This window comes from Sphingomonas sp. 8AM, assembly GCF_902506455.1.
In the GTDB taxonomy this organism is placed as follows: domain Bacteria; phylum Pseudomonadota; class Alphaproteobacteria; order Sphingomonadales; family Sphingomonadaceae; genus Sphingomonas.
The window spans coordinates 2,125,241-2,139,455 of record NZ_LR733844.1 but is presented as its reverse complement, the minus strand read 5'-3'; the positions used below and the strand labels follow the sequence as shown (position 1 = coordinate 2,139,455).

Below are 14,215 nucleotides of genomic sequence, written 5' to 3'. Positions count from 1 at the left end.
AGCTGGCGAGACAAACCACTGAGATGAAACAGCGATGAAGGCGGTCGCTGGGCATGACCGTACGGCTTGCACGAGCATATACGGGAGCGAGGCTGCCTTATTTGCTCCTACGAGAAATGATGTGCCGGAGCCAGGGCGGGACGCCTCGACGGCGAGGAACGTTAGCCGACTCGTCCGACCGGTTCGACAGGGCCATACGGAAGCGAAATGGCCAGATGGCTGCCTATATGTTTGCGCGGCAGAGGCAAGGGCGAGACTGCTGCCGCGTGCCAGGCCGATCTCACTGAAGGCTGGCAGCGCCGTTGTCCGGTTTCTACGCGTCGCGGTGACGCCCGACCGAAAAACAACGGCCTCGCGATTGCTCGCAAGGCCGTTGAGGAAACTGGTGGACGCACTTGGGCTCGAACCAAGGACCCGCTGATTAAGAGTCAGCTGCTCTACCAACTGAGCTATGCGTCCAGCGATCGTGGGAGAAGCGTTTCCGAAGAACCGCCCCGCGATCGGGAAGCGCGCCTCTAACAGCGCTTCCCGGATTCGCAAACCCCTTTTTTGACTTTTTTCACCAGCGCGTCGGTTGACGCGTCGAGATCGAACGGTCGATCCCCATCAGGATGCCGAGCGAGATCAGCACGGTCATTTGCGCCGAGCCGCCAAAACTGACCAGCGGCAAAGGGATACCGACCACCGGCGCCAGCCCCATCACCATCATCAGGTTGATCGCCATGTAAAAGAAGATCGTCGTCGCCAGACCGGCCGCGGCGAGCTTGGCAAAGCGATCCTCGGCGCGCACGCCGACGTTCACGCCCCAGCGAATAACGAGCAGGAAGGCGATGATGAGGAAGGCGCCGCCTGCCAGCCCCCACTCCTCCGCCATCGTCGCGAAGACGAAGTCGGTGTGGCCTTCAGGCAGATAATCGAGGTGGCTTTGCGTGCCCTGCAGGAAGCCCTTGCCGAACAGCCCGCCCGAACCGATCGCGATCTTCGACTGGCTGATGTGATAGCCGGTGCCGAGCGGGTCGCTTTCCGGGTCCATGAAGATCAGGATGCGGTGACGCTGATATTCGTGGAGGACATAGTTGAAGGCGAGCGGGATCGCGGTCGCCACGGCCAGGGCGCCGCCGACGAACAGCCGTAGCGGGACGCCGGCGAGGAACATCAGCGTCGCGCCACCGGCGCAGATCATCAGCCCGGTGCCCAGATCGGGCTGTGCCATGACGATCAGCGCCGGCATCCCGATCAGCACCGCCGCCGGCCAGATCGCCTGGAAACGGCGCGTCTCGGCGGCAGGAAGCAGGTCGTAGAAGCGCGCGAGCGCCAACACGATCGCCAGCTTCATCATCTCGGACGGCTGGATGCGGATCGGACCGAAACCGAGCCAGCGCTGACTGCCGCCGCGCACCGCACCCAGCAGCTCGACGAGGATCAGCAGGATCAGGAAGGTGCCGTAGATGTAGAAGGCCGATTTCTTCCACCAGTCGAGCGGCACGCGCGACAGCGCCACGGCCCCGATCATGAACATCGCGAAGCGCAGCCCCTGCGGGATCACCCACGGGCGCAGGCTTCCCCCGGCGGCGGAATAGAGGACGACGAGCCCGAAGCCGCCGATCGCGGTGACCAGCAGCAGAATCCGCCACGGCAGCACCGCCAGCGGAGCGGGGACGAAGCCGCTCACCGTTGCGGGTCCGCGGCGCGGTCGAGCGGAGTGGCGCGGCGCTCGCCCTCGTTGTCGGGTTCGGGCGAGCCGGTGCGCGCCGGGCCGTCGCCGGCCGCCACGTCGCGCGCGGTCGCCTCGGCGCTCGCGTTGGACGCGTCGGTCGCGGCCTCGACGGCGGGCGAGTTCGAGGCGGGCACGTCGTCGTCGTCGATCACCGGGGGCGCCGGCGGGTGGGCGGCGCGATAGGCGGCACGCTGCGCGGCCATGCGCGTCGCGATGTCGCCACCCCAGGTCGGCTCGACCTCGGCAAGGCTCTTCATCGCGCGGTCGCGGTCGAACAGATAGGTCATGATGTCGCGGCCGATCATCGGCGTGTCGAGGTTGCGGACCGTATGGCCGTTATGTTCGAGCACGACCGCCGCGGCATAGCGCGGATTGTCATAGGGGGCGAAGCAGACGAATAGCGCGTGATCGCGCAGCTTGAACGGCAATTGCCCGTTCTTGAGCACGCCGGAGCGCCGTTCCGCCATCGTGATGCGGCGGACCTGCGCGGTGCCGGTCTTGGCCGCGATCGCGACACCGGGCACCAGCATCCGCGCCGCCCCCCCGGTGCCGCCATGATTGACGACGCCGTCCATCGCCTCGCGGACAATGCGGAAATGCTCGGGGTCGATCGGCAGCAGCTCGGCCTGCGGCTTGAACGGATCGCGGATCAGCGTGGGCACCAGTCTGCGCCCGGAGGCCAGCCGGCTGGCCATCACCGCCAGCTGGAGCGGGTTGGAGAGCACATAGCCCTGACCGATCGAGGCGTTGAGCGAATCGGCTACCTTCCAGTCGGTCTTGTACTTGCGCCGCTTCCACGCGCTGTCGGGTACGGTGCCGTAACGTTGGGTGGAGAAGGGCAGGTCGAACTTCTGCCCCAGCCCCAGCTCGCGCGCGATCGGCGCGATTTTGTCGTAACCGACGCGGCGCACCATCTCATAGAAATAGATGTCGCAGCTTTGCATGATCGCGTTCTTGAGATCGAGCGGGCCGTGACCGTGGCGCTTGTGGCAATGGAAGACGCCGTTGCCGACTCGCATCGCGCCCGAGCAGAACACGCGCTCGTTCGCTCCGACGCCGGCGGCGAGCAGCGCCAGCCCGTTCATCGGCTTCACGGTCGAACCCGGCGGATAGAGGCCTTGGGTCACCTTGTTCATGAGCGGGACGTGATCGTCCTCGCTGAGCATCTTCCATTCGAGCTGGCTGATGCCTTCGGAGAAGGTGTTGGGATCGTAGGCGGGCATCGAGACCATCGCCAGCATCTCGCCGTTGGTACAGTCGAACACCACCGCCGAACCGGAATTGGTGCCGATCCGCCGTGCCGCATATTCCTGAAGCCCCGCATCGATCGTCAGCCGCAGCGTGCGGCCCGGCACGTCGGGGCGGGTGGCAAGTTCCTTGACCAGCTTGCCCCGCGCGGTGACCTCGACGCGCTTGGCACCGGCGGTGCCGCGCAGCAGCGGCTCCATGGTCTTCTCCAGCCCGTCCTTGCCGAGCTTGAAGCCGGGCGTGACGTAGAGCGGGTCGCGGGTCTTCTTATATTGTTCGGCGGAGGCAGCGCCGACATAGCCGATCAGGTGCGCGACCGCCGGGCCAGCGGGATAGTGGCGCGCGAAGCCGCGGGTCGGCGCGACGCCGGGCAATTCAGGCTGGCGGACCTGCACCGCGGCGAAGCGTTCCCAGTCAATGTTCTCGGCAATCTCGATCGGGCGGAAGCCGGGGGCGTGCTCCAGCTCGGCGTTGATCTGCGCGAGATCCTCGTCGGAGAGCCCGAGCAGCCCGCGCAGGTGCGCGAGCACGCGATCCTTGTCCTCAAGCCGATCGGGAATGACGTCGACGCGGAAGTCGGTGCGATTGCTGGCGATCGGCTGATTGTAGCGATCGACGATCCACCCGCGGCGCGGCGGGATCATCGTCATGCTGACGCGATTGCTCTCGGCGAGCAGATTGTAATGCTCGTTCTGCGCGATGGCGAGATAGCCCATCCGCCCGATCAGCAGCGCGCCCAGCCCGGCCTGACCCGCACCGAGCAGCCAGGCGCGGCGCGAGAAGCTGTAGCTCTGCGCGGCCTCGGTCATGATCTTCGGCGCGCGCGGCCTCATAGCGCCCGCCGCAGGTCGATCCACGCGACCAGCCGCGCGGCGGCGGGGAAGAGGAGGACGGAGGTCACGATCTGGATCAATAGCACGCTATCGACATGGGCATCGAGCGGCGTTGCCGCCAGTCGCCCGCCGAGCAGCACCAGCGCGATCGCCAGCGCGGCGATCGACCAGCTTTGCTGGAAATCGTGCACGCCCGACCGCGCATCGATCGCATCGACGAGGAAATAAGCGAGCGTCCAGAGCAGCATGGCGCTGCCCAGCGGCTGGCCGGACAGCAGGTCGTCGAACAGTCCGAGCAGCGCCGGCGCCCATACACGCAGCGACAGCGGTGCGAGCAGTCGCCACGAGAGCAGGATCAGCAGCCCGACCGGCGGCAGCAACGGCAGCGTGGCACTCCATGGCAGGATCGTGACCAGCGATCCGACCATCACCGTCGCCCACGGCAACAGCCGCGCGCGCCCACGGCCGAGCGGTTCCTCGAAGGGCGGGCGCGGAGGTAGCGTCACGATTCGGGGGTAAGCGTCGGGGTCGGCGAAGGGGCGGGCATGGGGGTCGGTGGCGCGGGCGGCATGAACGCGCGGTGGACGATCGCGACATCCAGCGTGTCCGGGCGCGCGAACGGCCGCGCCGGGGCCGCGTCGGTGCCGTCGCGCAACACGCGCGCGACCGGTACGCCGGGAACGAACATTCCGCCGGTGCCGGAGGTCACGAAGATGTCGCCGGGGCGGAACTTGCCGTCGGCCGTGTCGATCGTGCGGATGTCGATCAACCCGTCGCCGCGCCCGGCCGCGAGCGCCGGACGGCCGTCGCGCGTACGGCGGACCGGCACCACGCTCTCGGCGTCGGTGACCAGCAGCACGCGCGCGGTGTTCGGCCCGGTATACAGGACGCGCCCGATCAGTCCTTCCGGCCCGCGCACCGGCTGTCCTTCGGCGACCCCCTGCCAGCTGCCGGCGTTGAGCAGCCCGTAGCGGCGGGTGCTCGACCCGCTGGTGCTGACGATGCGGGCGGCGATGACGACCTCGGGCGCGCGATCACGCAGCGCGAGCAAGGCGCGCAGCCGGACGTTCTCCAGCCGCGCCTGTCGCCCGACCAGCAGCGCTCCGCGCGCGCGCGCCAGTCGCGCGCGCAGCTCCTTGTTCTCGTCGTGGACGCGCCACCAGGTTCCGATCTCCTGCGGCACGGTCGCGACCGTGCGGACGATCGCGCTGGTGCTCGCCGAAACGGGCGCGGTCAGTTCCGCGACCGCGGCGCGGGCCATCGAGAAAGCGGCCGGCTGAAAGGTCGAGAGCGCGAGCAGCACCGCCCCCACCACCGCCCCGGCGATGCCGAGGATGTAGGTGACGAACAGCCCGTATTGCGCGCGCCGCGAAAAGCCGGGGCGCCGATCCCGCGACGGCGCCATTGCCGTCACCTCCCGCCTTGGTAACTAGAGTGTGATGATGCCAGCCTGATCAGTCATTGCGGGCGCTGCGAAACAGTCCGGTGTTCCGCGCGCTGCCACGGTTCGCTTCGCTGCGCACGGGATGACGGCAAGGACGACCCGCGGTCATCCCCGACTTACCCGTTCTGTAACACCGCGCGGAACATCGGGTCCTCCAGTGCGCGGCCGGTGCCGATTGCCACGCAGATCAGCGGATCGTCCGCCACTGTCACCGGCAGCCCGGTTTCGTCGCGCAGCACCTCGTCCAGCCCTTGCAGCAGCGCGCCACCGCCGGTCAGCACGATGCCCTGGTCGACGATATCCGCCGCCAGTTCCGGCGCGGTATTCTCGAGCGCGATACGGACGCCGTCGACGATCGTCGCGACCGGCTCGCTCACCGCCTCGGCGATCTGCGCCTGGTTGATCTGGATTTCCTTCGGGACGCCGTTGACCAGATCGCGCCCCTTGATGTGGACGGTCTTGCCAATGCCGTCGACCGGCGGCTTGGCGCAGCCCAGCTCCTGCTTGATCCGTTCGGCGGTTGCCTCGCCGATCAGCAGATTGTGGTTGCGGCGCACGTAGCTGACGATCGCCTCGTCCATCTTGTCCCCGCCGACCCGCACCGAGGTGGTGTAGGCGAGACCGCGCAGCGACAGCACCGCGACCTCGGTGGTGCCGCCGCCGATGTCGACCACCATCGAGCCGACCGGCTCGGTCACCGGCATATCGGCGCCGATCGCCGCGGCCATCGGTTCCTCGATCAGATACACCGCGCTGGCGCCGGCATTCTGCGCCGCGTCGCGGATCGCGCGGCGCTCGACCTTCGTCGAGCCCGAGGGGACGCAGATCACGATCTCGGGCCAGCGCATGAACCGCCTGCGTCCGTGCACCTTCTCGATGAAATATTTGATCATCTGCTCGGCCACGTCGATGTCGGCGATCACGCCGTCGCGTAAGGGACGGATCGCCTCGATCGAGCCGGGCGTCTTGCCCATCATCAGCTTGGCGTCTTCACCGACCGCCTTCACGCGCTTGACGCCGTTGATCGTCTCGACCGCCACCACGGACGGCTCGTTGAGCACGATGCCGCGGCCGCGCACGTAGACGACCGTGTTCGCGGTTCCGAGATCGATCGCCATGTCGTGCGAGGTCATCTTGAACAGGCGCGAGAATATCATTGACGTTGTCGTCCGTGTCTTTGTCGCCGGATAAGGGGCGCCGGCAGTGATCGTCCAAGTCCGCGCATCCCGCAGGAATCATGCTGGCGATGGTATCTGCGGGGTCGCGGGATGCCGCGGCTTGGTCTAGGTGTTGCCCCGTGTCAATACGCCGTCTCCCCTCGCATCTGGTCAACCGTATCGCCGCCGGTGAAGTGGTGGAAAGACCAGCCAGCGCGTTAAAGGAGTTAGTCGAAAACGCGATCGATTCCGGGGCGACCCGAATTGCGGTTGTGCTCGCCGCGGGCGGCATCGAACGGATCGAAGTCGCCGACGACGGCTGCGGCATGGCCCCGCCTGAAATCGCGCTGGCGCTGGAACGCCATGCCACCTCCAAGCTGCCGGAAAGCCTCCTGGGCGAGAACGGAGATATCGACCGGGTCGCGACGCTCGGCTTCCGCGGCGAGGCGCTGCCCTCGATCGCCTCGGTCGCGCGGCTGACGATCGAGAGCCGCCCGTCGGGGGCGGAGGGCTGGGCGCGGACGATCGACAATGGCGTGCTCGATCGCGACGGCCCCGCCGCGTTGCCGCCGGGCACGCGCGTCGTCGCCGAGGCGCTGTTTGCGCAGGTGCCCGCACGGCGCAAGTTCCTGCGATCGGCACGGTCGGAATATGCCGCCTGTCTCGATGTCGTCCGGCGGCTAGCGATGGCGCGGCCCGACATCGCCTTCTCGCTCGAGCATGATGGCCGTCGCGCGCTGTCGGTCGCCGCCGCCGACAGCCGCCCGGCGCGAGTCGCGGCGCTCACGGACCGCGCGCTCGCCGACAATTCGGTCGCGATCGATCTGGAGCGCGACGGGCATGTACTGGGCGGGGTGGCGGGGCTGCCGACCTTCCACCGCGGGGTGGCGGATCACCAATATCTGTTCGTCAACGGCCGCCCGGTGCGCGACCGGTTGCTGATCGGCGCGATCCGCGGCGCCTATGCCGAGATGATGCCCCGCGACCGCCATGCGGTGGTGGCGCTGTTTCTCGACGTGCCGCCGAGCGAGGTCGATGTGAACGTTCATCCAGCGAAGACCGAGGTGCGCTTCCGCGATCCGGCGCTGGTGCGCGCGATGATCGTCTCGGGGTTGCGCCGCGCGCTCGACGCGGCGGGGCACCGCGTCGCGCATTCGGCACCGACCGACATCATGGCGCTGTGGCGACCGGAGCCGGGCGTCCCGGCTTTGACGCCGACGGATGGGGCAGGGGCGTCGATCGACGTGCCAACGTCAGTGGCTTCGGCGACTTACCCGCCGGCGGACCACGGGTTCAGGCTCAACGACCAGCGCCCGACCTTCTTCGCCGCGCCACCGGCCGCGCGCGGCGTGCCCGACTGGACGCCGCCGCCCGCGACCAGCCAGTTCCCGCTCGGCGTGGCGCGGGGTCAGGTGGCGAAAACCTACATCGTCGCCGAGGCGGAGGACGGGCTCGTGCTGGTCGACCAGCATGCCGCGCACGAGCGGCTGGTGCTGGAACGGATGCGGGCCGCACTCGCCGGCGGGCGCGTCGCCTCGCAGGCGTTGCTGATCCCCGAGGTGGTCGAGCTGGACGAGCCGGCCTGCGACCGGCTGGAGGCGCGCGCCACCGAGCTGACCGAGTTCGGGCTCGAGCTTGAGCGGTTCGGCGCCCGCGCGATGCTGGTGCGCGCCACCCCCGCGTTGCTCGGCAGCGGCGATCCGCGCGGGCTGGTCACTGATCTCGCCGACGAACTGGCCGCCTATGACGAGGCGCTGAGCTTGCGCGAGCGGCTTGACGCGATCGCGGGAACGATGGCGTGCCACGGATCAGTACGGGCAGGGCGGGTGCTGTCGCCAGCCGAAATGAACGCGCTGCTCCGCGAGATGGAAGTCACGCCGCATTCCGGACAATGCAACCACGGGCGGCCGACGTGGGTGAAGCTCGACCTGAAGAGCGTCGCGAAGCTGTTCGGGCGCGCCTAGGAACGGGCGTACCTCTGTCCGGTCTAGCCCTGATCCTTGTAGGCGAGCTGAAGGATGCCCCAGTGCGCGCCGCCGACATTGATCGAGGCGATCACCTGCTTGAGCAGGATGACGCTCCCGTCCGCGGCCAGCCGGCGATAGGCCTTCAGGCAGAAGGGCTTGGTGATCTTCACCTGCTCTTCGGTCTCGGGAAAGTGGAAGAACACCCCGGCGCGGGAATATTCGGTGTTCCAGCTCCGCTGCCCGGGACGCTGCGGCAGCGAGCGTTCGGGCATCGCCACGGCCCCGAAGCTGCGGCGGTCGGTGAAACTCATCCCGAAGAAGCCGGGCAGCGCGCGCGCCGCCTCCTGCTGCGGACGCGCGAGCGCGGTGAGGATCGCCACCGCGGGGTGCGTGAACAGCGGGGGATCGGTGCCCTCGACGGGCTTGTAGGCATCGCCCAGGATCGTCGCCTGGTCGAGCGGGCCGGCCGCTACCGCCTGCGACAGCCCTTCGGATACCTGTCGCGCGGCAGCGATGGCGAAGTGGATATATGGGCGGTCGGGGGTGTCGGCATCGCTTTCCGCGAGCAGCTGGAGCAGGTCGTTGGTGTCGTTGCTGACGGTGGTCAGCCGCTGCGACAGGCGGTGCAGCCCGGTGGCATTGTCGCTCGACGTTTCGGATAGTTCGCCGAGACCGGTCTTCACCTCAACGACCGCGGACAGCATCGAGCCGATCCGCCGCACCACGCTGTCGCTGTTGCGTTCCAGCCCGTCCATCAGTCCGCGCAGCTGCGCGACCAACGCCTTGACCTCGTGTGTGCCCTGATGCGCGGAGCGCGCCTTGGTCACGCCCAGATCGACGCGCCCCAGCATCGCATCCGCCTGGGTGGTCAGCGCGAGGATCGAGGTGTTGATCCGCGAGGTGGCGGCAGCGGTTTCGGACGCGAGCTTCTTGACCTCGCCCGCCACCACCGAAAAGCCGCGTCCGGCATTGCCGGCACGTGCGGCCTCGATCGTCGCGTTCAAGGCCAGCAGATTGGTTTGCTTGGCGATCGCATCGATGGTCGCGGTGACGCGGCCGACGTCCTCCAGCGCGGAGGTGAAGGCGCCGAGGCTGTCGTGGATGCGGCTGACCTGCGCGATGAGGTCGACGACATCGCCCATCGCCGCATCGATCTGCACATGCGAGCTGGCGAGCAGACCATGTGCGCCGGTGGTCGCACCCGACGCCTCGCGCGCGGCGTCGGCGACGTTTTCCACGTCGTCTGTCAGACGGTTCGTCTGGGCGCCGACGCTTTCGATCGTGCGTGCCTGTGCGGTGACGCGCGTTGCCAGTTCCGAGATGTCCGCCTGCAGGTCGAGCGTGCGGATCCCCAGCTCGCCCGCGACTCGCGAAGCCCCGGTAATCGTTTGATCAAGCGTCAAAACACCACCTCCGCCCTCCGCGGTAGCGCCCGATGGTTAACGATTGATCGAGACCGGAAAAGTTCGGGTCAGAGATGCAGTTCCGCACCCAGGCCGAAGGTCTGCGGATCGCCCAGGATCGCGCGGTCGCCGCTCTGGAACGTATATTGCTCGTATTGGGCGTCGAACAGATTGCGCGCGAACACGAACAGCGTCCAGTCGCGCACGTCGCGGCCGATCCGGGCGTTGACGATCGTGCGTCCGGGCAACCGCCGGCTCCCCTGCATCACGCCCGTTTCGGTGAACACCGCGCTGCGATAGCTGGCGTTGACGTTGCCGACGATCGATCCGGCGCGCGCATCGACGCCACCGGCCAGCGTCCAGCGCGCAGCATAAGGGAATTCGGAACCGGTAAGATCGAGCGACGTGGTGCTGCCGCTCGGGACCGTGAAGCGGTCGAACCGCGTGCGGACATGGCCGAGCGAGGCATAGGCCTCGACACCGGACGCAACCCGTCCACTCGCCTCCACCTCGAACCCGGTAAGGTGGGAGCTGCCGGCGTTGACGGTGTTATAGTCATAGGCACTGGAGCCGAAGAAGACGTTGGTCTGCTGCGCCGACCAGTCGACGTAGAAGGCGTTGGCGTTGAGCGTGAGCCGCCCGCCGAACCAGCGCGAGCGCAATGACGCTTCGTAATTCCAGCTATATTCGGGATCATAAGGCACCAGCAGCCCGCGCGCCGGATTGGCGCTCGACCCGCCCGAGCGATAGGCGCGCTGAACGCTGATCGCGGTGGTGAGACCGGACGTCCAGTCGATGCTGATGCCGGCCTTTGGCAGCAGGGCGTCGAAGCGGCGCGTCTTGCCTGCACCCTGCGACGCGGCGTTGGCGACCAGCGCCAGCACGCCACGGTTGATCGCCGTCACCGCCAGGAACGGCGCGGTGCCGGGCGCGCCGAACGTCGCGGGGTCGGGCAAGGTACCGGTGAAGCGGGCCAGCGCCTGTGCCGCATAGCGGTTTTCCTCGTGATCAAGCCGCACGCCGGCGATCAGCGACAGGCGATCGGTGACGCGATAGCGCGCATCGGCGAAGAATGCGGCGGTGCGCACCAGCTGCGGCTGCGCCCCGGTATAGGCGACCGGAATCCGCGGCAGTGCGGCGGCATAGCGATCGGCCAGCCCGGTCGCGGCGGTGGCGGGAAATCCGCTGCCGCGCAGCTGCGCGACGATCGACGTCACCGGGGTCGCGATGTTGAGCCGGTTGTTGGCGTCGAGCCCGCCGGCACGGCGATACGCCCATCCGCCAACGACGCCGCTGAGCCGCGGGCCATCGTAATTGAGCCGCACCTCCTGCGTCCAGGTGCGGAAGCGGTAGAGATTGTCGATGCGCTGTGAATCGACCGGGCCGCCGTCGCCATCCGCGAGCGCGTGCGAGCTGACCCGATTGAAGGAGGTGACGCTCGACAGCCGCAGCCGGGGTAGGATGTCATAGCCCGTGTTCAGCACCGCGATATCCGCCTCCACGCGTCCGCGTCCGCGCACGTTGCCGGTCGAGATGCGGCGGTCGTAGAAATCGGCGACGTCGGTGCGGGCGTTATCGTAGAGATAGCCGCCGTCGCGGCGCGCGCGCTGGTAGCTTGCCTGAACCTCGAGCCCGGGCAGCGCGAGCGGGGTCCATTTCAGCTTGCCGCGCAGGCTGAGCGTGCGCAGCGCATCGTCATAGCCGCCGAGCGTGACGTTGCGGATCAGCCCGCGATCGTTGCGGCGCTCGGCGGAGAGCCGGATGCCGAGCTGGTCGGCGACGATCGGCCCGCCGAGCGCGGCGGAGAAGGTACGGTCGCGCTGATCGCTCCACAGCACCCGCGCGTCGGCACTGGTTTCGGTGGTCGAGGCGTCGCGCGTCGTGAGCACCACCGCCCCCGCCAGCGCGTTCAAGCCCTGGATGGTCGACTGCGGCCCGCGCAGGATCTCGATCTGGCCGATGTCCCACAGATCGGTCGGGCCGCCGAACAGCGCGCTGCCGGGGATCGGTGCGCCATCGACATAGACGGTCGCGGTATCGGCCTGTCCGCCCCCGCCGACCCCGGCGTTGTTGATGCCCCGGATCGTGAATCCTGCCGCGCCATAGGTCTCGCCGACGTTGGCGGTGCGATTGTAGACGTCCTGGATCGTCTGGATGTTCTCCTGCCGGATGCGTGCGGGGGTGACCACCGCCACGCTGGTCGTCGTCTCCTGCACGGTGCGCCGCGATTTCTCGCCGGTGACGACGATGTCATCAGTCCCGGTGTCGTCCGGCCCGGCAGTCTGCGCATCGGTCGACCCGACAGCCAGCAACGACAACAAGGCCGCGCTAAAAATGGTTCGCATTAGCATTTCCCCTTTTTGGAAGCCCTGGCGAGTGTCGGATTGCGAGTCAATCGCAACTTGTGCGATCCGGTCAGATTGGACGGGCGCTATCCGGCGTCCGATGGGGCGCCCCGGAGTTGGACTTACTGGACGGGTCGACAGTCATTGCGCTCCGCAGTTTCCGTCATCCCGGGCCTGATCCGGGATCCCGCTACTTCCTGCACGCCATTCGGCGAGAAGAAGCGAGGCGTCGTATCATGCCCGGGCTGACGACCGAGGGGAAGCGTGGGAGGGTTCCGCCGCTGGCCGCCTATTGCACCGCGACCGGGAAGGAGAAATTCAGCGTCGCGCCGGCCGGCACCCGGCCGCGCGGGCGAAAACGGATCGCATTGGCCTGTGCCGTGCCGGCGCCGGGCACGAGCGTCCAGGTCACTCCCTGATCGGCGGAGAAGTCCACGTCGTCGCTGGTGCTCGCCGGGCCATCATAGCTGAGCGCGACCGCGCTGCCCGAGGGGCTGACCGCGAAGGTCATTACCCCGGTGCTGGTGCCGTCGCCGTCGAGGGCCAGCGTCTGGCGCGGCGCGATCGGCGTGACGACCGTGACGTTGCCGTCGGTGGCGACGATATCGGGATTGTTGAGCTGTACCGTGACCCGGCGCTTGCCGCCCGGTACCGCCTTGGGGAAGCTGGTGCCGTTGACCGGGTCCCACGTCGTGCGTCCGGTGGCGGTGAGAACCAGCTTGCGTGCCGCGACCGTCAGCGTGATGTCGACGACGGTTGTCGCCGTGTCCTTCTCCAGCCCGAGAACGCACGCGCCAAGGGTGCCAAGACCCTGACAGATGTACCAGTCCCATTTGATCGTCAGGCGGTCGGTATAGACGCCCTCCGGCAGACCGGCGGTCGCGATCGGGCGAACGAAAAACGGGAGGTCGGCCGAGGTTCCGCCGAGCAGCCCGAGCGCGTTGAGCAGATCGTTCTGCATATAGTCGACGGTGCCGTTCTGCGCGATCGGCACCGTGCCGTTCGGATCGGCGGACAGCGTATAGGCCAGCGCGACGCCGCTGGCCGGGGCGAGTTTCAGCGCGTTGCGGCTCTGGAAGGTCGCCTTGATGTAATTGCCGCTCAGCACCTTGAGCAGTCCGGGCGAGCAGGTCAGCCCGGCGCGGCTGCGCAACGCCGGCACTGCAGCAGCGGCAACCGCGGCGGGCGAGTAGCTGCCGAGGTCGGTGGCGGTCAGTGCCGTGGCGGTGCAGGCGGCAGCGGTCGCCTGCGTTGCGCCGAACGTACCGACGACGATCGCCAGCGCCAGCGACAGCGTGCGACACAGTATCGACGATCGGGACGGGGTGGCGCGGGACATGGTGCTCTCAAACCGCTCGGCAGGCTCCGTCCCTAAAACACGGGTAACTAAGATATCGTGAAAGCAGCGCGACGCTCGGCGCGATCGAGCGTCGCGAGCGCATGCGCGGTCGCGCGGCGCGTCGCGGGGGAGGGACGATCGCCGGCTTCGGCGACGCGCAGCCAGTGTCGGCCGAGCGCAGCAAAACCGAGCGTCCCGGCGAGCCCGGCGATGCGGTGCGCCTCCGCCGCGAGCCGGGCCGGATCGTCGGTGACCAGTACGTTCTCCACCGCGCCGCGCAGCCCGCGCAACAGTCCGGCGACCGGCACTGCGCCGAACGTCTCGGAGAGCCGGTCGATCGTCGCGAGCCGCGCGGCATGGCTCCACTCGGCGACGAGGCCCGGCAGCGCCGCCGCAAGCTGGTTGCGATCAACCGCTGCGACATAGCCTTCACCGGACCAGTCGGTGGTCGCGATCCAGCTTGCGGACGCAACCGCGATCGTCGGCGCGACGGCTGACCGCAGTCGGTGTATCTCCGCGGTCGTCGCGATGTCGACGGTGTGGAGCAGGATCGCGTCGTCGTCCGCGACGACCGCGTCGTCGACAGTACACGAACGATACGTCCAGCCGTGGCGACCGGCGCGGGCAATCGCATCCGCAACAGCGTCGATGACGGGTTCTACCAGCAGGATCATTATGCGTTATGTAACTCTATTTTCGTTATTTTTGTTAATTTTTGAACTGGACAGAACGCTGTTCGATCGCGATCTTCGAGAGCGATAA

The 14,215-nt window shown here is 68.0% G+C and carries 10 protein-coding genes and 1 tRNA gene; 1 reads left to right on the top strand and 10 read right to left on the bottom strand.

Features of this window, described 5'->3' with window-relative positions:
• Positions 1 to 383 precede the first annotated feature (383 nt).
• The 6 genes from BACI71_RS10005 to BACI71_RS09980 form a co-directional block, all read right to left on the bottom strand.
• Positions 384 to 459, bottom strand: a tRNA-Lys gene (locus tag BACI71_RS10005).
• 100 nt (positions 460 to 559) lie between these two features.
• A complete protein-coding gene (gene rodA, locus BACI71_RS10000) occupies positions 560 to 1,672 on the bottom strand; it encodes a rod shape-determining protein RodA (RefSeq protein WP_159758229.1) in 1,113 nt (370 codons plus the stop codon).
• Complete coding sequence (gene mrdA / locus BACI71_RS09995; RefSeq protein ID WP_159758227.1) at positions 1,669 to 3,798, bottom strand: penicillin-binding protein 2; 2,130 nt, start codon at positions 3,796 to 3,798, stop codon at positions 1,669 to 1,671. The genes rodA and mrdA overlap by 4 nt, the downstream gene beginning before the upstream one ends.
• On the bottom strand, positions 3,795 to 4,304 hold the full coding sequence (locus tag BACI71_RS09990) for a rod shape-determining protein MreD (RefSeq protein ID WP_159758225.1): 510 nt from the start codon (positions 4,302 to 4,304) through the stop codon (positions 3,795 to 3,797). The genes mrdA and BACI71_RS09990 overlap by 4 nt, the downstream gene beginning before the upstream one ends.
• Entirely contained in the window at positions 4,301 to 5,203 is a 903-nt protein-coding gene (mreC, locus tag BACI71_RS09985) for a rod shape-determining protein MreC (protein ID WP_159758224.1), read from the bottom strand. Before mreC ends, BACI71_RS09990 begins: the two co-directional genes overlap by 4 nt.
• Positions 5,204 to 5,358: 155 nt before the next feature.
• A complete protein-coding gene (locus BACI71_RS09980) occupies positions 5,359 to 6,399 on the bottom strand; it encodes a rod shape-determining protein (RefSeq protein ID WP_159758223.1) in 1,041 nt (346 codons plus the stop codon).
• 140 nt (positions 6,400 to 6,539) lie between these two features.
• Here BACI71_RS09980 and mutL point away from each other — a divergent pair, with 140 nt between their 5' ends.
• Positions 6,540 to 8,363 (top strand): DNA mismatch repair endonuclease MutL, encoded by a 1,824-nt coding sequence (gene mutL, locus BACI71_RS09975; protein ID WP_159758222.1) that lies wholly within the window; start codon positions 6,540 to 6,542, stop codon positions 8,361 to 8,363.
• Positions 8,364 to 8,386: 23 nt separating this feature from the next.
• Here the strand turns inward: mutL and BACI71_RS09970 are convergent, their stop codons facing one another.
• From BACI71_RS09970 to BACI71_RS09955, 4 genes are all read right to left on the bottom strand, one after another.
• Positions 8,387 to 9,769: a methyl-accepting chemotaxis protein gene (locus BACI71_RS09970; protein WP_159758221.1), complete on the bottom strand. Its 1,383-nt coding sequence runs from the start codon at positions 9,767 to 9,769 to the stop codon at positions 8,387 to 8,389.
• Between the two features lie 68 nt (positions 9,770 to 9,837).
• A complete protein-coding gene (locus BACI71_RS09965; protein WP_159758220.1) occupies positions 9,838 to 12,114 on the bottom strand; it encodes a TonB-dependent receptor in 2,277 nt (758 codons plus the stop codon).
• Positions 12,115 to 12,403: 289 nt separating this feature from the next.
• Positions 12,404 to 13,453 (bottom strand): spore coat protein U domain-containing protein, encoded by a 1,050-nt coding sequence (locus BACI71_RS09960; protein ID WP_159758219.1) that lies wholly within the window; start codon positions 13,451 to 13,453, stop codon positions 12,404 to 12,406.
• 47 nt (positions 13,454 to 13,500) lie between these two features.
• Complete coding sequence (locus tag BACI71_RS09955; RefSeq protein ID WP_159758218.1) at positions 13,501 to 14,127, bottom strand: hypothetical protein; 627 nt, start codon at positions 14,125 to 14,127, stop codon at positions 13,501 to 13,503.
• Positions 14,128 to 14,215: the final 88 nt, after the last annotated feature.

Bases quoted from the DNA above. Each gene is read 5' to 3' on its own strand.
- BACI71_RS09960 (WP_159758219.1), bottom strand. From the start codon at position 13,453: ATGTCCCGCGCCACCCCGTCCCGATCGTCGATACTGTGTCGCACGCTG.
- mreC (WP_159758224.1), bottom strand. From the start codon at position 5,203: ATGGCGCCGTCGCGGGATCGGCGCCCCGGCTTTTCGCGGCGCGCGCAA.
- BACI71_RS09955 (WP_159758218.1), bottom strand. From the start codon at position 14,127: ATGATCCTGCTGGTAGAACCCGTCATCGACGCTGTTGCGGATGCGATT.
- BACI71_RS09965 (WP_159758220.1), bottom strand. From the start codon at position 12,114: ATGCGAACCATTTTTAGCGCGGCCTTGTTGTCGTTGCTGGCTGTCGGG.
- BACI71_RS09980 (WP_159758223.1), bottom strand. From the start codon at position 6,399: ATGATATTCTCGCGCCTGTTCAAGATGACCTCGCACGACATGGCGATC.
- mrdA (WP_159758227.1), bottom strand. From the start codon at position 3,798: ATGAGGCCGCGCGCGCCGAAGATCATGACCGAGGCCGCGCAGAGCTAC.